The organism is Nocardia paucivorans NBRC 100373 (assembly GCF_000308675.1).
GTDB lineage: Bacteria > Actinomycetota > Actinomycetes > Mycobacteriales > Mycobacteriaceae > Nocardia > Nocardia paucivorans.
In genome coordinates this window covers 1-17,630 of sequence record NZ_BAGE01000123.1, presented here as the reverse complement: position 1 = coordinate 17,630, position 17,630 = coordinate 1, and the positions used below count along the sequence as shown (strand labels likewise).

General features: G+C 66.0%; 23 protein-coding genes. 9 read left to right on the top strand and 14 right to left on the bottom strand.

The genetic code is table 11. From position 1 onward, the window contains the following. Positions 1–201 precede the first annotated feature (201 nt). Together ON32_RS24655 and ON32_RS24650 are read left to right on the top strand one after the other, a co-directional pair. Positions 202–507: a hypothetical protein gene (locus tag ON32_RS24655; RefSeq protein WP_157224350.1), complete on the top strand. Its 306-nt coding sequence runs from the start codon at positions 202–204 to the stop codon at positions 505–507. Next, on the top strand, positions 500–862 hold the full coding sequence (locus ON32_RS24650) for a hypothetical protein (protein WP_040793415.1): 363 nt from the start codon (positions 500–502) through the stop codon (positions 860–862). The genes ON32_RS24655 and ON32_RS24650 overlap by 8 nt, the downstream gene beginning before the upstream one ends. Before the next feature lie 668 nt (positions 863–1,530). Here ON32_RS24650 and ON32_RS24640 read toward each other — a convergent pair. Further along, positions 1,531–2,013, bottom strand: coding sequence for a hypothetical protein (locus ON32_RS24640; protein WP_040793413.1), 483 nt, complete (start codon positions 2,011–2,013; stop codon positions 1,531–1,533). Between the two features lie 23 nt (positions 2,014–2,036). Between ON32_RS24640 and ON32_RS24635 the strand changes: the two genes are divergently transcribed. Further along, positions 2,037–2,969, top strand: coding sequence for a hypothetical protein (locus tag ON32_RS24635; protein ID WP_040793412.1), 933 nt, complete (start codon positions 2,037–2,039; stop codon positions 2,967–2,969). An 11-nt stretch (positions 2,970–2,980) separates the two neighbouring features. Here ON32_RS24635 and ON32_RS24630 read toward each other — a convergent pair whose 3' ends face one another. From ON32_RS24630 to ON32_RS24620, 3 genes are all read right to left on the bottom strand, one after another. Next, on the bottom strand, positions 2,981–3,406 hold the full coding sequence (locus ON32_RS24630) for an RNA polymerase sigma factor (RefSeq protein ID WP_051133644.1): 426 nt from the start codon (positions 3,404–3,406) through the stop codon (positions 2,981–2,983). Beyond that, positions 3,393–3,626: a hypothetical protein gene (locus ON32_RS24625; protein WP_157224349.1), complete on the bottom strand. Its 234-nt coding sequence runs from the start codon at positions 3,624–3,626 to the stop codon at positions 3,393–3,395. Before ON32_RS24625 ends, ON32_RS24630 begins: the two co-directional genes overlap by 14 nt. A gap of 127 nt (positions 3,627–3,753) precedes the next feature. Next, positions 3,754–4,140 (bottom strand): hypothetical protein, encoded by a 387-nt coding sequence (locus tag ON32_RS24620; protein WP_040793438.1) that lies wholly within the window; start codon positions 4,138–4,140, stop codon positions 3,754–3,756. 93 nt (positions 4,141–4,233) lie between these two features. Between ON32_RS24620 and ON32_RS29175 the strand changes: the two genes are divergently transcribed. Beyond that, positions 4,234–4,512 carry a hypothetical protein gene (locus tag ON32_RS29175; protein ID WP_157224348.1) on the top strand — a complete coding sequence of 93 codons (279 nt, stop codon included), beginning with the start codon at positions 4,234–4,236 and terminating at the stop codon, positions 4,510–4,512. 538 nt (positions 4,513–5,050) lie between these two features. Here ON32_RS29175 and ON32_RS24615 read toward each other — a convergent pair. The 4 genes from ON32_RS24615 to ON32_RS24600 all read right to left on the bottom strand — a co-directional run bounded on the left by ON32_RS24615 (position 5,051) and on the right by ON32_RS24600 (position 9,359). Next, positions 5,051–5,527: a hypothetical protein gene (locus ON32_RS24615; protein ID WP_040793410.1), complete on the bottom strand. Its 477-nt coding sequence runs from the start codon at positions 5,525–5,527 to the stop codon at positions 5,051–5,053. Then, positions 5,524–6,738 (bottom strand): recombinase family protein, encoded by a 1,215-nt coding sequence (locus ON32_RS24610; RefSeq protein ID WP_083874762.1) that lies wholly within the window; start codon positions 6,736–6,738, stop codon positions 5,524–5,526. The genes ON32_RS24615 and ON32_RS24610 overlap by 4 nt, the downstream gene beginning before the upstream one ends. Positions 6,739–6,771: 33 nt before the next feature. Further along, on the bottom strand, positions 6,772–8,409 hold the full coding sequence (locus ON32_RS24605) for a hypothetical protein (protein WP_040793408.1): 1,638 nt from the start codon (positions 8,407–8,409) through the stop codon (positions 6,772–6,774). Between the two features lie 332 nt (positions 8,410–8,741). After that, positions 8,742–9,359, bottom strand: coding sequence for a 3'-5' exonuclease (locus ON32_RS24600; protein WP_040793407.1), 618 nt, complete (start codon positions 9,357–9,359; stop codon positions 8,742–8,744). A 101-nt stretch (positions 9,360–9,460) separates the two neighbouring features. Here ON32_RS24600 and ON32_RS24595 point away from each other — a divergent pair, with 101 nt between their 5' ends. Continuing rightward, positions 9,461–10,465, top strand: coding sequence for a hypothetical protein (locus tag ON32_RS24595; protein ID WP_040793406.1), 1,005 nt, complete (start codon positions 9,461–9,463; stop codon positions 10,463–10,465). A 131-nt stretch (positions 10,466–10,596) separates the two neighbouring features. Here the strand turns inward: ON32_RS24595 and ON32_RS29170 are convergent, their stop codons facing one another. Both ON32_RS29170 and ON32_RS24590 read right to left on the bottom strand, forming a co-directional pair. Next, entirely contained in the window at positions 10,597–10,761 is a 165-nt protein-coding gene (locus tag ON32_RS29170; RefSeq protein WP_157224347.1) for a hypothetical protein, read from the bottom strand. Beyond that, positions 10,758–11,138 (bottom strand): hypothetical protein, encoded by a 381-nt coding sequence (locus ON32_RS24590; protein ID WP_157224346.1) that lies wholly within the window; start codon positions 11,136–11,138, stop codon positions 10,758–10,760. Before ON32_RS24590 ends, ON32_RS29170 begins: the two co-directional genes overlap by 4 nt. Before the next feature lie 136 nt (positions 11,139–11,274). Here ON32_RS24590 and ON32_RS27370 point away from each other — a divergent pair, with 136 nt between their 5' ends. Further along, positions 11,275–12,198 carry a hypothetical protein gene (locus tag ON32_RS27370; protein WP_157224345.1) on the top strand — a complete coding sequence of 308 codons (924 nt, stop codon included), beginning with the start codon at positions 11,275–11,277 and terminating at the stop codon, positions 12,196–12,198. 58 nt (positions 12,199–12,256) lie between these two features. Here the strand turns inward: ON32_RS27370 and ON32_RS24580 are convergent, their stop codons facing one another. Then, the gene (locus tag ON32_RS24580; protein WP_157224344.1) at positions 12,257–12,865 is read right to left on the bottom strand and encodes a GNAT family N-acetyltransferase; all 609 of its coding nucleotides are present in this window, start codon (positions 12,863–12,865) and stop codon (positions 12,257–12,259) included. Positions 12,866–12,986: 121 nt separating this feature from the next. Here ON32_RS24580 and ON32_RS24575 point away from each other — a divergent pair, with 121 nt between their 5' ends. Next, a complete protein-coding gene (locus tag ON32_RS24575; protein WP_040793403.1) occupies positions 12,987–14,498 on the top strand; it encodes an AlbA family DNA-binding domain-containing protein in 1,512 nt (503 codons plus the stop codon). A gap of 136 nt (positions 14,499–14,634) precedes the next feature. Here the strand turns inward: ON32_RS24575 and ON32_RS24570 are convergent, their stop codons facing one another. From ON32_RS24570 to ON32_RS24560, 3 genes are all read right to left on the bottom strand, one after another. Then, positions 14,635–14,919 (bottom strand): hypothetical protein, encoded by a 285-nt coding sequence (locus ON32_RS24570; protein WP_040793402.1) that lies wholly within the window; start codon positions 14,917–14,919, stop codon positions 14,635–14,637. Positions 14,920–15,004: 85 nt separating this feature from the next. Then, positions 15,005–15,262, bottom strand: coding sequence for a hypothetical protein (locus tag ON32_RS24565; protein ID WP_040793401.1), 258 nt, complete (start codon positions 15,260–15,262; stop codon positions 15,005–15,007). A 23-nt stretch (positions 15,263–15,285) separates the two neighbouring features. Continuing rightward, the gene (locus tag ON32_RS24560) at positions 15,286–15,600 is read right to left on the bottom strand and encodes a hypothetical protein (RefSeq protein WP_040793400.1); all 315 of its coding nucleotides are present in this window, start codon (positions 15,598–15,600) and stop codon (positions 15,286–15,288) included. 1,419 nt (positions 15,601–17,019) lie between these two features. On the opposite strand from ON32_RS24560, the gene ON32_RS27365 reads away from it, so the two are divergent. Further along, positions 17,020–17,202: a helix-turn-helix domain-containing protein gene (locus ON32_RS27365; protein ID WP_051133642.1), complete on the top strand. Its 183-nt coding sequence runs from the start codon at positions 17,020–17,022 to the stop codon at positions 17,200–17,202. Then, positions 17,202–17,630, top strand: a 429-nt coding sequence (locus ON32_RS24555; RefSeq protein WP_245551275.1) for an N-terminal phage integrase SAM-like domain-containing protein, incomplete at its 3' end; no start/stop codon positions are given. The genes ON32_RS27365 and ON32_RS24555, both read left to right, overlap by 1 nt.

The following is a 17,630-nucleotide window of genomic DNA, read 5'->3' as shown; positions in this document are numbered from 1 at the left end:
GCGGGAGCGGTTGTGGAGGGTTGCCTGTGCCGGTCAACGGCCGGCGACGGGTGACAGCGTGGCGAACACCCGAGGCTCGGCGTTCGACTGCTCCGCCCACGGGCGATGTCTCTGGCGGCGCGGGTGCGGTGGACGCTGGAGCACCGCACACTATGCCACCGCGATGGTAGTCTTATAGTGCTGTCGGGTAGTCTCGACGTGGTGGCTATCAAGCTCTACTACGCGCTGGCGTTGATGATGGCGAAGGCCAGGGTGGACCTGACACCCGGGCAGGTCGCGGAGCTGATGCGCCGATGGCTAGCCGGGGAGGTGCGAGCATGGGGCGAACCGGCCCACGACCCAGCCACGGGGTGGGTCCTGTTTCAGTTGTGGCTGCGCACAGACAGTGGACAACCCGTCCAGGTCACCGGCCGAATCACCCCGCCCGATTTCTACATCGTCGACGTCCGGCCGTTGACGGCCACCGAGAATGCCGAATTCACCCAGTGGGAGGCCCACGATGATTGACAACACCACCCACACCGATGACGTGTCCCCCGAGGAGATGGCGCAGATCGTGGCCCGCGCCCAGCGCGGCGGCGCGCCCGAGACCACCATGGCGGTCGACACCGCAGCCGAGGACCGCTTGAAACCGCGGTCGGTGAAAATGTCCGACGAACTGGATCTGCGTGTTCAACTCCGCGCCGCGGAGCTGGGCATGAGCAAGAGCGCCTACTTCCGGTGGCTCGCCGAACGCGACTTGCGGCACGCCTACAGCGACGAGCCGGAGATGGTGTCACTGGAACAAGCACGCGAAATCGCCACCCGAGCAGTCGACGAAGCGCTGGGCCGGCTGTCACACCGGCCCGGTCACGCCGCGTAAGTCCCCTACCACCGTTCAACGGGAACCCCGCCCAAGAAGATCACGATCCTTCCTCGGCGACCGTGAGTCCAGCCGGCATGGCGCGAGCGGTATCGACGGCTGATCGAACGGTTCCATCAGCTCGTGGCCCGCGAGCGGCCCGCCGAATGGATCATCGTCCGCGGCAACGAACCCGAGCCGTGTGGACCGGGCAACGCGGCCGACTGACCATCTCCGGGATCACCGGGCCGTACTGGCCTCGGCACCAACGCCGGAATCACCGGCCTGCGGCCACACGCCCCATGCCACCCGGCTGCGCTAGGGCGGCACCGATGTCGCCCGGTTCCAAGGCCTGCTCGGGCATGCCTTCCTCGGCACCTCCGCGCGTTACTTCCGCGCCAGCACCGCCGAACAGGTCGCCGTCGACACCATCTTCGAGCAGTAGGAGCGGAGATCGAACGCCCGGTACGGCAACCTCTCGGAAAGCCTGGTGACCGAGGAGATCGCGAACCACTCATCGGCGTGTTCTCCCGTAATGGTTCAGAATGAGCAACGCCGTCCTCGCCGGTTCGTTCGGCCGCCCAGACCTCGGTCGTGTCCCTGCCCACCGAGCCTCATCCGGGCCGGCAGGTGGGTGGGGAGGTCGCCCGTCCACACCGGGTTATATCGGCGCATGAGCGGCGAACGGATCACACCGGTGAGCTGTGGCCGGCATGGGTGCCGTCGTGGATCTCGAAGATATCGTCGTCCACCTGGATCGAAACCCGTTCGATCCGCTCCTGCCAGTCCTCTGGCCAGCGGGTGGTCCCCGCAGACCAGCGCAGGCCATCGAGCGGTACGCCCTCTAGTTCGATCCCGCTGAGGTCGGCGCCGATGAAATCGTTCAGCAGCTTCTCAAGATCCTCCAGTTCCTCGGCGACCGCAACCAACACCGCGGCAATCGGATCGATGTGTGCGTGAGCCGGCGCGGCGCGGCGCTCCTGCTCCCCGTCCAGCATCTGCAGGATATAGGCGCGGACGGCCTCGATCCATTGCGCGCCGAAGGCGTCGCGGGCACTTCGGACCTTCTCGAAGCGCCACATCTCGGCAACTTGTTCGATCTGTCGAGCGAGGAGCTCACCGGGGATGGTGTGATCCTTTTCCGCAGGCCCTTGCGCGCCGACCTCCGCCACGGTATCCGGGCGCTCCGATCGCGATGCGTGATTGCCGGGGTGATGGAATTGTCGTACTGCACAACGAAATTGATCTGGATCTCGGCTCCGTCGGTGGAATCCACTTTTTCGCACCGATCGGTGTTGTTCTCACCGGTACCGGGCGCCTCGTCGTCTGCCTTCTCGGTCTTCGGGAGATGGCCGACCTGCTCGCGCCTGCCACCGGAACGGTCGGCAACGATGTCGGATGCGGTGCCGGCGCCTGTAGGGTCCTGCACCTGCTGGTCGAGGTCGACGGTATCGGAGTCCGGTTCGCCGTCATTCTTGCCACGCTGTTTGATGCGGTACAGCAGGATGTCGCGACTGGCCTGGTTTCCCTCGTGGCCGGAACGCTCGGGGAAGAGAATGTTGAATTCGCGGCGGAAGGTCTGCAGGCGATCGTCGGGGTGAACGCTATCGAGCTTCTTGATCGTGTCCGGAAGTTTCTCGTGGTCGACGTTGGTGAGCTGCCGGGCCAACCCCGCGACGGTGCCGAGTCTGTGCGCGTAGGCAGCGCGAACCCAGAGCCGAGTCGGCAGAGGCATCGTCGCGAGTTCGCCGGCGGCCCACTGCGGGGAGCCGTGCCTCCACAGCTCGGCGACCGGGGAAGTGGCAGCGGGTGCGGCGGGCAGGATCGCCGCCAGCCCGGCCTCGATATCGAGCTTGGCGCTCAGCGCATCGATCAGTTCGGTGTGCCGGTCGGGAAGTCGAACTTCTCGCAGGCCGGCATCGAGGTCGAGGCGGGCATTCAGGCCCTGGCGGAAACGGTGGTGCTGGGCGGCCAGCCACTGGTCCACCGCGGCGTCATCATGGAAATCGGTCATCACTGCTCGCCTTCTTCCAAGTGCGTGGCGATGGTGCGGCGCGCTTTGCGCAGGTTGGAGCGGACGGTCGCCGGGTTGAGCTGGAGCAGTTCGCCGATCTGGGTGGGGTCGTAGCCTTCCAGCGTCTACACCATTACCTGCCGCTGACGCGGTGGCAGGGCTGTCACCAGCTGGTGATAGTGGTCGCTCTCGATCCATTCGTCGATATCGGAGCCTGTGGACAACAGCGCCGAGCGCTCCGTGAAATCCTCGATCAAGTCCTCCTCCACCGCGGCGATCCGCCGGACCAATGCGCGGCTGGCCGTCACCCGCGCCCAGGCCATCGGCGACTCCAGCGCCGGCCAGGACTGCCACGCCTTGGCCATCACCTCCTGGGCGATCTCGGCCGCATCCGCGATCTGCGCGCCTTGCAACACCAGAAACCGGATCAGCTTCGCCACCGAGGCGCGGTAGAAGTCGGCGAATTCCGCCTCCAGATCGACTGCACTCCTGGTGAAGGTGAGCTCGTCGGGAAGGCGTACGTCAGCGCCCCCATGCTCAGAGTCGTCCACGCTGTTCCCGCGCCCTCCCCGTCCCGACGGTCAGTTTCGTATGCAGACCCCCGGAATCGTGCCGGAAGTCCACCGAGCTGCCGGAGGGCAGCACTCTGGCGAGCTCGGTCAGCTGCTGACCGTGCCCAGTCTGTTGAGCGGTCTTCCACCGTAGCCGCAGCCACAACCTCAGGACCGCCACCACATTTCCTGCCAGCCCGGCACCCAAGCTGGCGAGCATCACTGCACTCATACCAACTAAGAGGCGATTTCGGGCCCGAGCGTGCACTCGTCCCCAGAAAAATTTCTCCGGCCCGCCCCGAGGAAATCACCGAGCCAGCCGAAGGTCTGCTCCGCCGGGGCCGGCGCTACGCCGACGGGGCGGATCCTCCCACGTTCCTCATCCGGCGCACGTCGCGCGCACTCATTCCAAACTGAGCGTTCGGACCATCTGCATATCGGTGCGGATACCCGGCGATGAGTGCCGCGGCGATGAACTCACCGTTGGATACATACCTGCCGATGGCGTTCTCCACCACGTGCTTCATGTCGCAGCTGCCGACCGTAGGGATTTTGACGGGTGCGATATTTCCGCGCAGCCAGGCAGCGATTTCCAGCACCGACGCCTCCCGCCCGGCCAGGCTCGTGCGATTGGCGGCGAGTTCGGCTCGGTGCAGGCCGCGGTACCGGCCGATACCCATTCCTTCGTCGCTGAGTTGCGGGTGTTGTTCCATCGCCTCGGCCAGCCCGAGCATAGGCCCGAACACCGCTGGTGTCCGTGGGGCCGGTGCCCGTGGCGGTGTCTTCCGTGGTATGGGCGGTTCGCCGCGCCGGCGGCGGCACGTGGCGTGGTCGCAGTGCGCGGCATCGGGCGCCGCGTACACGATCAAGCGCGGCAGGGCGCCCTCGGCATCGAGTGCGGCAGCGATCGCGGGCAGGTGCTCGCGCTTGGTCATGAAGAGTCGACCGCCGAAACTGATCCACAGATCCCGCTGCTCGGTGGGCCGGTTCTGCCCGGCGGTGTCGCGGACCAGATCATCGAGCTCCCACCATCGAGGCCCAAGCTGACGGCCACTGCCATCAACGGTCTGTGCTCGGCAGCCGTCTCGGTCCAGAACCGGCAATAGCTCGGCCGGGTCCAGTCTTTCAACGGTGGGAGAATGTCCACACCGGCGGGAACCGCGTCGGGAGAAGACAGCGCGCCCGATTCGGGGACACCGAGCTGCTGGCGGGCGACCATGTACGGTGCCCCGATCTGGGCCTGGTGTGCGCGAATCGCGGACTTGTGGCTGCGGTTTTTCGTCATTGCGTACTCCATCTCGCGGGACGGCCCACGCCCAGTCCCGCCATGGACAAACGAATGACCAGGAGATAACTGCTACTACGCAATTCGGAGAACCCTGTCTTCGCCGTCGTGACGGACGTGGGCCATCACGACTCAGAGCGGGCACGCGTAGGCGTGCCGCCGAGAACTATACGCCTCGGCCCGCCCATGCCGCCCGCACGGCGGATGCCATGGCACACCGATATATCCCGCGCCCTGCGGGTTCCGGCGTACTCCGAAGCAACGCATCGGGCCGGCGGCCCGATATCTCGCGCGTTCCCCGTGGGGGCTACGGTAGCCTCCTCGAGCCATGGACCCGGAACAGGGTGCGCCGCAGCGCATCACTCGTCGAGTGCCCCCTGGTTCTCGGCAGAGCGTCCTCGCTCCGTCGGGTCCAAAGCGTCACGGATGGTCGGGATTGCTGCCTCGAGAACGTATTCGACGTGGCAGGAGTCGGGATCGGGGCTCGGCGCGTCGATCCGGTCGGGGAGTTCTGCAAGGAGCGCTTTTACTCGTGTGGTCGGTACTCCTGTTGCCGAGGCGATGTCCCCCGGCGTTGTCGAGCACAGCATTAGGGAGGCCACCGCCTCGCGCAAGGCCATCGTGTAGGTGTCCTCGACGGACCGCAGGTGCTCCAGCTCCGGTGTCACCGCGATGACGGTGACCTCCGCGGTCACACCGACGTGCGCGAGCCCGTCCTCGATGCTCTCGCGCACCGCGTTCAGCGTCCGCCCGTACCCGTACACCCCGTGCTCGGGCACGTGCGCCACCCAGATCCGACCGCGCCTGTTGGCCCGGCACTCGATGCTCTGGCTCACCTCGGCTTCTCCATGTCGGCGATCACCTGATGCGCGACCATGTCCGGGATCGGGGTGGGCAAGACCACTGTCCGCTCCCCGATCCGGCACACCGTGTGCGTGTCACTGCTGCTGACCGCGGTGACGGTGAGCCCCAGCCGACGGGCCGCGGCGCGGATACCCGCCAGCGCGCCGTCCTCTGAGCTCGCGCGCAGCGTCGCGGTGACTTGTTGGGCTTGTTTCCATTCCTGCACGCTGATGACCGGCTCGTGCACGATGTTCGGCGACCACACCCACTCCGAGACCGGATTCTGGCGGGAAGACCCGGGGCGGCCGGTGCGGGTCGCTCGCCGGTTGTAGACCTGGTGGCCGGTGAGCTTCGGGTTGGCGATCAGGCCCTCCACCAGGTTGTGCGTCCACCGGCCCTCGATCGGGTACCGGTCGGGTTCTGCGGCCAGGATGGCGATGATCTGCGCCGCCTTCAGGTGCTCCTCCCGTCGTAGGCGGCACAACTGCCGGGCCGCGTCGAACCGGCGCGGGTCGGGATGGGGAACGAGTTTGCGCTTCGGCCGCATCGCGCCGAAGCGTCCCCTCGCCGGCGCCGGGGCGGTCTCGTCGATCACCGTGGTGTAGGGGTAGGGCGGGTAGCCGTGGTTCCAGCCGTTGAGGGCGTGCTGGGTCTGCCCGCCCATCGACATCTCCATCAGCGTGGTCCGATAGATTTCCGCATCCACCTGGCTGTAGCGGCGGGTGCGTAGCCGTCCTGATTCGGTGCCGCCGACCGGTTCGTTTGCATAGATCACCTCCACCCCGGCCTTGCCCAGCTCGTGCTCGACGGTGAGGCTGGTCAGCATGGCGCGTGCCACCCGATCCGAACGCTCGGCCAGCACATGGGTGATGCCCAGTTGCTCGGCCCGGTCCACCAGGTCTTGCAGTCCACCGTCGCGGGGAAGCGGCACGTCAAGCGCCTCATACATCTCCTGCGGTGCGAGGCCGCGCAGCTGCGGGGGCAACATCCCGGACTCGACGTCCCAGAAGTAGGCGATGAACTCCTCGCCGGCCTCCAGCCGTTGCGAGGCGAGGGCCACCTGCCGCGGCAGCGACGAGGCGGGATTCTGATTGTCCTTGGTCGAGACGCGGCCGACGAACACCGAGCGACGGGCACGTATGTCCGTCTTCCCGAAGTTCGGCAGGTCAGTAAGGTCGATGGGAGGTCCGAACTGAAAGGTCATGGCCCTTCCTGGTTTGTTGAAGAAATCCTTGTGCTAGGGGTGTTCGGTGCGGAACGCCGCACAGGCGGCGGTCCCGCTGGTGTAGAGCCTGCTGCGTTCGTAGCTCTCGCCCTCGCCGCCGACCATTCCGCCCTCGCGGATGCCGAGTTCCCACCAGGTGACGGTGTTTCCGTGGGCGAGGGTGTACTGGTGACGGATGAGGGTGCGGTTGACGCTCCAGCCGGCGGAGCGGTCCTCGTGGCGGTCGACCTCACCGGCCTGGTGATGGGTCGCGGTGAGCACCGGCCGCCAGAACCCGGTGTCGGTGAGCAGGCTCTGCTCCCGGGTGTCGACGACTGTGGTGATGGCGGCTTCGACGACCGGCGACAAGGTGTTGGGTCGGGTGTCTGCGCCGATCCACCGGGCGGCCACAAGTTCCAGTCCTCCGGAAGGTGTTTCGCAGAGCGTCCATTTATTGGTGGCGTGGATGATGCGAGCGTCATCGGCGGTGATCTCGCAGTCCCACTCCTCGGCCCTGCGGTCCAGGTACTGTTGCGCGGCGGTCGCGTCATCGGTGATCACGCGCATCCCGAAACCGGCGAACCAACGCCGCGAGCGCAGGTAGACGCGGGTGGCGGTGGCCGGGATCTGCGGCGCACGGGCGGCGATGATGTCCTCGACGGTGGTGTGTCCGCTGGTGTAGCGGGCGGTGGCTTCGGCGCAGGTGATCCCGGCCTCGCCCAGCCGGGCGGCATCGGCGGATGAGAACCGCCGGGTCTCGGCCGGGTAGTGGTCTTCGTTCCAGCCGAGGTCACGCCACTGCTCGGGAGTGCGGGCCAGCAGCAGGCGAGCGTCCTCGGGGCCCTCGACGCGGAATGCGTTCAGGGCTATCGGGGTCTCGATCGCGCTCCACCCGGCGGCGATGAACACCGCGGCGGTTTCGGCGGTGAAGCCGTGCTCGAGCCAGCTGTCGAGCTCGTATTCGGTGCGTAGGTCCGCGATCAGCGCGGCACGCTCGGCGGTCAGCGGCATCCGCCACACCCGGTAGCCGGGAGCGTTGTTCGAGGCCCAGTCATCTCCGTCACGGCCGTTGTAAACGCGCAGCCACACTGTCCGAGCCTCGGGGTCGACGTAGATCGCCTCGGCGTAGCCCCCGCCACCGACAGCCCTGGGAACCAACGACAGTCCGGTAACCCGGGACAGAGCCGGATCGTCGGCGGCGGGGTATTCCCGATCGGGTGCGGTGGTGATCAGGACACGGATCCGGTCATCGAGTACGGCGCGGCGACGGCGTTCGGCGTCGCGTTCGTCCTGGCGCTCGTCGTGGCGGGCCTCGGAACCGTCGGCGGCCACGGTGACGCCGGTGACGAAGGCGAATTCTCCGGCGTCGGGCTCGCCGTCCGGGGCCAGGGTCTGGTCGTCGACGCGGTCCTGATCCCAGACCTCGACCTCGCTGGAGACGACCAGGATCCGATCCCGGCGGCCCAAGCTCAGCACCGCACCCGGCGCCGGCGGGCCGAAAAGTGGTGCGTCGAAGGGTTTCATGCTCGCGCCGGAGAGCCGGAACACCGCCCGGCGCACCCGGATGTCGGTGACGGTGCGGCAGCTGCGGTCGATCACGGCCTGCTCGGCCGCGGTCAACGCGCGGTCGGCGTCGGACAGGATTCGACTATAGGGGCGCATACTGGACATGCGGAGACCTCCCTCTCCGTCAGGGCTTCGGCCGGTGCTCGACCACCGGCCGAAGCCGAACTCATCTTTCGGGGCGCGGACGCGCCGGATTCGGCCGCACTCACACTCGGCGGCCGGACTACGACCCCGCAGGCGCGGGGAAAATCACCCGCGGTTGCGGGCCCAAGACCCGGTGAGCTGCCAGTGCCTCACCCAAGTCACCCCCGCAGGCGCGGGGAGCACGCCCCCGAAACACTCCAGAGGCCGCATTCACGCTACACCCGGCCAGTGACACAAAATGAGTCGTGGCCCGAATCCCAAGCGCCCGGTAACCGCCGATTAACGGGCCCCGATCACGGAAACGCCCCGCTCTCGCGTGTTTTCGGTGCGGCGGCGGAGTTGGGAGGTCGGTGCTCGAGCCAGAGCAACCCGAGGTTATGGGTGGCCATGATCCGGTTGATATCCAGCCTGTGTGCTGCCGCGTGAAGGAACAGCAGGGCGCAGGCCAAGGCATCGTCTTCCGCGTCGTGGAGGAGCCATTTGCGTGTGAGTCCCGACGTGGTTCGCTGTCGGCGTCGGCGTTCGAATTCCGGCCGCGACAGGTTCAGGGCCAGCATCACTGCCTGGAGGTTGTGCCGGTCGTCGGGGAGCAGCGACCGTGCCAGGGCCAATCCGTCGACAAAGGGAATGGCGCGGGTAGCGATGCCGGCCGCGGCGCTGAGCCTGTTCAGCTGGCGGACATCGTAGGACGCACCGTAGGCGCCGACGAGACGATCACCGACGAAGGCGTCGACAAGCGGCCATACCTGCTCGAACCCCGGCGCCGGATCCGTGATGGCACGCGGCCACCGATACAACGGGGACCGGAATTTCCACAACCGGGTCTGTTCGACGGTGCTCCCTCCGATTTCGGCGGCACCGAGGTAACCGTACGGGCTGGTGCGGCCGCCGGGTTCGACGTCGATCGTCACGAGAGATCCAGCGGGCCAGGTCGGTCGGTGCACTCCTCGATCATCTCTGCTGCCCCCTACATCTGCGCCTGAATGTCGGTGCGGGCTGCGACCATCAGCGAATGGAGATCATGGACGCCGGCGATTTGCGGATCTCGGTGAACCCCGGAGATTTTCCTCGTCATCGGACTGCACGCCAGTGGGCATGTACCTGCGGGTCGTGTTATCTGAGCGACGTTTGCTGCGCCGACGAGTTTCTCGGCTCAGTACTGGACGCGATCGCCGGTCGCTCATGCGAGCACCGCGGTGACGACGCATTCCTGTGCTCGCCGTGCTCGGTGGCGCTGCTGCGCTGCACAGAGCGAATCGCCGGAACAGGATACATACCGCTCGACGTGGAGAGCACCTACCGCCTTTGGACCGAGGTGCTGTCCGGTTTCGCCGCCGACTACCCGGTCGACAGCGCGGCGCTCTCGGCGATCGAGGCGCACATACACAGGCTGATGGACGCCCACGACGATCCGAACGACGCGGGGGTGGAATCGTCTCGCTTGCACTATGAACTGCTCGATCTCTGTGCCGGTGTCGTGATCGACTCGATCCCGGCGGGCACCGATCATGTTGCGGTAGCCCATGAGCTGATCACTCTGTTCTTCCGCAAGACGCACGGACTACGTCCCGACGAATGGTCTCCGGTAGCACCGCGAGTGGATATGTCGACCCCGAAGCGGCGTTGGGCCACCCGCGCCGAGTCCGAGATCGCTGAGCGCCACGGCTGGTCAGAGCCCGAGCGCTACAGCGTGGAGCGGCTGGTGCGTACGGCGGCGATCGAGGCGTTCAACGAGGCCGAGTTCATCCTGCACTGCCTCGAATCCGGCCTCACGCTACGTCCACGACCTGCCGAAAACGCCATCGGCGTGGTGGGGTACAGCGCTGCCAAACCCACCGACCACGGACCAGGAACCTGGTTCTCAGGCTCCAGCCTCGCTCCCGACCTCAGTCTCCGGCATCTGCGCTGGAGCTGGGGCGGGGACGAGTTGAACAGCACTGCCGCGATCGCCACATGGGCCGCGCACGTGGACGCCACCCTGCTCGATCAGGCCGTGACGGCTCGACACCAGGACTGACGCCCCGGATTCCTCGGCACCGGCACGCTACCGATGCCGGTATGCCGTCGGCTCGCGGGTCCAGCGGTGGCGCAGCACCGGCGCCGGCCTGGTCTGCCCGGACCACCCCGGCCACGGCATGACCGTGACACTCACCTACGGTGGTCGTGCGCCTGGCGCAGTAGCTCGGCGGCGTTGGCCTCGCTCAGCGCAGGTGGGGCCTCGTCTTCGCCTACGTCTTCCCACGTCACGTTCGGCTCGTTCATGAACGCTTCGACCTGCTCGGCGGTCGGTGTGGGATAGCGTGGCCGGCTCACTGCCCGCCACCTGACTGTTGCTGTTCCCGGAGTGTGCGGTCGGCTCGGGCGAACAGTGCCCGGGCCCGCCGTTCGGCGTCAGCGCGCTGTTCGGCGGTCGGGCCCTCTCCGCGGCCGCCGGATTCCGACCACGCCTGCTCGGCCAGGTGTTGGGCTTCCTGTTCGGCCTCGATCTCCAGCTGCCATGCTGCTTCGGCGGCGCGGGCGGCGGCCGCTTCGGCCGGATGCTCCTGCTCCCACACTGCGACTTCCCGCATGCCCTCGCTCAGCAGCCGGGACCGGCATGCCCTGGCGACCCATTCCGACAGGTTCTCTCCGGCCGCTTCCCGGACACGGATGTACAGCGCGTCGTCCATCGAAATCGTTGCTGTGGCCATACTGCACAACGATATGCCCGCCGCCCATGGCAGGTGGGCACGTCGCGAAACCGACCGGGCGACAACCTGATACCGCCCGGAAAAGCCGCGTAGGGAACGGACGACGGTGCCGGTGCCTCATGCCACAGTCATGCGCATGAGCTACCAATACTCCAGCCTGACCGCGGCGATCGCGGACAAGAACTGCCCGCTGCGCCAGCACCTCGATCAGCGGTTCGGCAACCACAAACCCGTCCAGGCCGACTACCGAGCATCAGCGGGCACGCTGCTGGTCGACGGCGCCACAGCGAGCCCGGGTACCTTGGGCGCTGCCTTCGACTTCCTCCTGCGGTTCACCCTCGACCCGCACTATGTCCCGCGGCCGGCGATCATCGCCGAACCGATTCTCAGCCGACCCGAATACGTCGCTGCCGTCGAGGACGTGGCGAAACTGGCAGGCACCGCGGCGCAACGCCCGCTGCCGGAAGACGCGCTGACCACGGTCATCCGCGCGTGCTGGGCGCTGGCGTTGTGCACAGAGCTGTATCGAAACCCGTTCGTCTTCCCCAACTCGCCACTGGCCGAACCGATCCGTAGCGGCATATTCACCGCGTCCACGCTGCTGTCCCTGGCCCCGACCGACGCCATCACCCAGGTGAGATCGCTGTACACGATCGCCGCCACGGAACTGAACCATTTCCTGTCCACGCCGACAGCGGTGACTCTAGGGCCGACGTTCGCCGCGTCCCGGCTGTGCGCCGCCGATGCCGACCTCATCGTCGATGGCGTGCTCATCGAGGTGAAAACCCGGCTGGGAGCGGCCAACCGGAAAACAGGGCAGCGGTCGGACTCGCTGTCCCTGGCCGATATTTACCAGATTGTCGGATATGCGCTGTTCGACACCGACGACACGTTCGGTGTCCACACTGTGGCCCTCTACTCCGCCCGCTACGGTGCACTGCACCAGTGGCCGCTGCAACGGCTGCTCGAAATCCTCGCGGGCAAGCCGGTCGATATCGCCGCCGAGCGAGCAGACGTGTGGAACCTGCTGGCCGCCGACAGCCGGACGGCCGCGGTGTAACCCTTCGATGGCGGCTACCACTGTTCCGCGTCAACTGCCGCGCGTCGGGGAAACGCGCTTATGGATTTGTTGCGTGCCGGAAATGCATCATGTGCTTGAGGAGTCCAATCCGCAGGTCCTCGCCGCCTTCCATCTTGTAATGCGCGGTGGTGAACTCGTGCTCGAAACCGGCGCGAACGGCGGCGTTGCGACTCGGCGTGTTCTTGACGTCGATACCCAGCCACAGTTGCGTGGCCCGCAGGTCGCGATGGGCAACCACCGCCCGGAGCATCGCGGTCCCGTACCCGAGTCCGCGATGGGACGGCGCCACGATCAACTCGAACGTCGCGGAAGGCAGATCGTCTGCGTCGCCCGGCAGTTGCCCTTCGGTGATATCGCTGTGGAAGTCATGGCACGGCCACACCTGCCCCGCCACCCATCCGATCGGGCCCTCCGTCTGCGGGTGCCGGATCACCCATGCATGAGCACTGATCAGCTCGACCTCCTCGTCGGCGCGGTCTCGGCGCTTCAGCAACCTGGACGCAGGAGCTCGCCGCAGTTCGTCATCGACCCGGAACCCGGGCGGAAACCACGCCATCTCGGAGGTGGTCTCGTCGTACCGGAACCACGAGTTGATGATCGTCGCATCGTCGGGGGTCATGTCGTCGAGGTCGACTGCGGAGGTCACCCGACTCATTCAACCCGATCAGAGCCGATATCCGTGCTCGTCGCCACGAGCCTGAGCGTGGAGTAACCGGCCACGCTGACCGGTGCGGGTTCGTGCGCGCGGCGACTGGCAGAGTAGATGGATGGCCGTGGTTGTCGAACCTGTCGTGACGCAGGAGAAGCTGCGTTCTCTGCTTGCCGAGAAATGCGAGCAGAGCGCGCTCGATTACAAGTCCGAGCTGGATTTGAGTGAGCGCGGACACCTGGTCGAGTTCGCCAAGGACATCGCAGCGATGCAGGCCGAGTCCGATGGCGGATACATTGTCGTCGGCGCCGACGATCACGGCACCCCGGTTGCGGGTCTCACCGAGCGCCATCTCAAGCTGTTCGATGAGACGGTGCTGCGGACGAAGCTGGAGCGGTACATCACCGACGTGGTTGTCCAGTCCGCCGTCCACCTGATCGACGGAGTCCCCGTCGTCCTGATCCATATCGCGCCCGCCGCCGCGGGATGGGCCATCTTCTGCGCCGATGGGGCCTATCAGAAGCCAGGCAGTAAAGACACAGTCACCAAGTTCATGGTGGGCGACGTGTTCGTTCGGCATGGCACCAGCAGCGAACGCTGGAACGACAAGGACCGCGAACGCCTTCTCGAGCGGGAAGTGACCAGGCGCAAAGAGGCATGGCGTAGCGAGCTCACCGCCGAGTTCACCGCTCAATTTCAGACCGTCCGCACGGTGGCGGGACTGGCCGACCAACCTTCTACGGCGGTCACCTGGCGACTCGACACCCATGATTTCGAGGAACTGGCCACTGAACTGCTGCGCCGAGACGACGACATCCCGTTGCGCCGGTTCCTGTCCACTGCCACGCAGGACGCGGCCACGCTGCTCGACGGCGACCCCACCGAAGTACAGCACCTGCTCGACAACGTGACCATCCTCGCAGCGTTGGCGATACACCATCACCGTGATATCTGGTTGACCGAGGTCGTGGCCGCCTTCGAACGGCTCTACGAGATGCCCTTCACCGAGTACGGCCCTGAGCCGACCGCAGCCGCCGAAGTCCTCGTCTGGGTCGATATCGTCACACGTCTCTACGCACTCGGTGCGCTGGCCGTGCGGACCCGAGCCTGGGCGGCCGTGCGCGCCCTGGTCGACGGCCGGCCCAGCGGTGTCCTCTACCGCGTCTTCGGGACTTGGCTCCGGCACGGCTCCACCATGGCCGCTCGCGCTCGCATCTTCGAAAAAGAGCACACCGAGCTATTGGCCCGAGCGCACAACACGATCCGTGGCGTGAATGCCTTGCATCCGGATCGACCGGTTGAGGACGCCAGCATCCTCAACAGCCTATGTCAATTCGACGCCTACGCTGCGATGATCGTGATCGGCATGAACAGTGTGATCGACAAGCGGAACTTCTACACCAATTTCGCCGCCTACGATGCACGCCGCACAGAGCCGGCGTTCCGCGCGATGGTCAGCGATCCAAGCGTGCGCACCATGTTGTTCGACGGCGATGACCGCCTGCTGGCCGACGCCATCACTGCGATCAGTGTCCTGGCGGACAAAGAAGACTCACGATACTTCGGTTGGTCCGGGATCAACGACCCAGCTGTGGAGGACTTCGTGGCCCGCAACGGTTCTCCACGCTGACAAAGCCACTCGCGGTCCGAATGCGCCCGAACCTCCCATGCGCGATCCGCGACACCACCGTATTTACCATCCGAGCGACCCGATCTCAGCCGATGGTGTTCTCGAACACCGCAAACTGCCGGGGCCGCGGCGATTGTTATGGCTGGGCCCGAAGGGGCTGTTCTGCCCCGTCGGCCGGCCGGTCCTGATTACCGACCTCGATCACCAGCACCGAGTCTGTGCCACCGCGGCGCACCGAGCTGGTGACCTTGGTGCCGATCGGGGCCTCCCGCACAATCATTCTCGTCATCAGACGCCACTGCCAGTCGCGCACCCGGCCGGAGATCCGGTGCAGTATTAGTGCGACGACCGGGACTGCGACCGAGCATCCGAGGACGACGTCCCACCCGATCATGCGCTCCAACACCGCAAACAGCGTCATCGCCGAATACCTCGCATACCGGCCCGCAACGCGCCACACACGGTCGACACGACCGGAATGGGGACAGCGGATGAGATCTGGCGTTTCATGGCGCAGTGCCCTCGGCCACGAGCCGCCAGACGTTGCCACGGGGGATGTCGATGATGGCGCCGGTCCCGATCTCGTCGTGGCCGCGCAGTTCGGGGTCGACCTCGAAACCGATCCCACCGATGAGCGGGATCAGGTCGCGGGGCCAGTAGATCGTGTCGGGGATGATGACGCCCTTGATGTCGCCGATCAGCGGCAGCCGTTGATCGAGAACGAATTGGGCGGTGGCCGGACTGATGCGCCAACTGGCCACCATCGCGCGTGCACGATCGGTGGCGTTTAGGCCGCGGGAGTTGTTGTGGTCGTAGCCGGCCCATCTCCGGAACAACGTGAGCGGGCGGTGCGCTCGTAGACCGGCGACTCGGTGAGCTCACCCAGCGACACGCCGAGATAGGCGAACGGCAGCGTGCGCCGGTACGGATGGCGGGCCAGGAACTCCGCGAGTTCGTCGGCGTCGAACTTGTGATGGACCCCGGTGCCGTGGTCGGGCAGCAGGTTGGTGATCGCCTGGGCGTGCAGCCATCGACGGTCGGGGCGAAAACCGGTGCGGGCCTCGATGATGTCTGCGGCTTCGGAGCTGGTCAGTAGCGGCACCCGGCGACTGCAACAAAAGACAATGAATCCCGTAGAATGTGTAACGTACTATGGCCGAATAGTTGATTTGGCCCCCGCCCAGTTTCCGAAATTTCTTCAGGTTGACTTCCGCTAAGGAGTGTTAACGTCTCCCGTTCGCGTGGAACACTAGTTTGTGCCCCGTTTTCGGTTACGCGCGGCCCGGTCGCCGTGCCGGGGTGTGGGCGACCGACCGCGAGTGGTCGACGATGACAAACGCCACGTCACCCTTGCCTGGCACGCCGAAGGCCGGTCCTGCACGAGATCGCCCGCAGTGCCGGCGACAGCCTTGCCGTCGTGCACGACGAAGCGAAGGCCGTCCAGCACAGCTCGGCGGAAGCCCCATAGCCGAAGCATCCTCTCCGCGAGCCCACGCCGGCCCCCATCAGCTCACCGGCTCGAAAGGGATCGCGGACTCGAAGTCCCGGTACTGACTGTTCGGGGCAAGCCGCTTGTCCCTGTCAAGCCGCTTGCCCCTGTGAACCTTCCGCAGAACTCTCCGACCGTGGCAGCGCCATCTGCCGGAAGCCCGGCCTCGCGGCATGCCGACTCGTACACCTGCGGCGAGATCCGAGCAGAAACCCACCGCGTCGGCTCGTTCATCACGCCGGCCTTGATCTTGGCCTCCTCGTTTCACTTCATCGCCCCGCCGGACAGCTTGGCGTTGCAAGGCAGGAACTCGGCGATCTTCACGATATCCGCGGGCAGCTCAGAATTGTTCATGCGCAGAGTCTCTCAGCCCAAGTCACGGCACGTACCGACATCGAACCCGCTATTGACACCAGGCGGGAACAACCACTGACATCCTGTGGGAAAGCACAGACCAACTCACCGACGCCTCGGCGGGAACTTTCAGCCATCACTGTCGGGTGTTCGCTGGTGACCACCACACGACACGCGATGTCACCAAGGAAATTTCCACCAATTGCCGCAGCCCTGTCCACTGTTGGTGAACTGCTGTTACAGGACCACGGCAGGGCGAATCGCAGCCGAATCCGCCCTTAGCGGTGTCGCGTCGATGCCACGGTTCGACTTTCATGGAATCGGGACGAATCAGCGGACAGTACGCGAAAGCGACTGACCCATGCATTCAATCCTGATTTTCCTCACATGCCGGCGCCACAGAGCCCGCTCCCACCCTCGATATCGAGTCACTCGATCGTGCCGGAGGAACCGCTGCGCGACAGTCCGGATGATAAACCGGATTCGATACCGCCACGGTCTCCTCCGCACTGATCCCCTCTGTGACCGCTTTCCCCCGCCGGCGGCGCCGAACCCCCATCCGGCGCACACAGAATCGACCCGCGCCGGGAAACCGGAACCCACTCGGTCTCCGAAGCCATCCACCACACAAGAAGTTCCTCGGAACACAACCCTGGCGGACTCGACAAGAGGTGCGCGGTGAACGAGCACCCCCTGATGACCGTCCAGGAAGCTGCGGACGCTCTACAAGTCTCCCGATACAGCATCTACCAGCTGATCTGGTCGAACAAGCTGCACTCGGTCACCATCGGCCGCTCCCGCCGGATCGTCCGTGAATCCTTCGACGCCTACCTGGCCGAACTGATCGGAAAGGCACAGTAATGCCCAAGAAGAATTCCCCACGCCGCCGGAAGAACCCGAACGGATCCGGCAATATCAGCGCCCGCGACGACGGCCGCTACGAACTGAAGTTGTTCGTCACCGCCGCCGACGGCACCCGCAAACGCATCAGTGTCTACGGTGACACCTGGGAAGAAGCCGACGCCGAACGGACCCGTCTCAAAGAGATGGAACGCCGGGGCATCCCGGTCGAGGTCACCACCATGACCGTCGCCGAGTATCTGCGCTACTGGCTCGACGAGATCGTCGGACCATCGATCCGCCGTACCACTTACACCACCTACGAGGGCGATATCCGTCTGCACATCGTCCCGGCCCTGGGTAAACGAAAACTCAAGGCGCTCACCGCCGGTGAGGTCCGCGGGTTCATCAACGGCCTGCGCACCCGATGCCAGTGCTGCGCCCAGGGC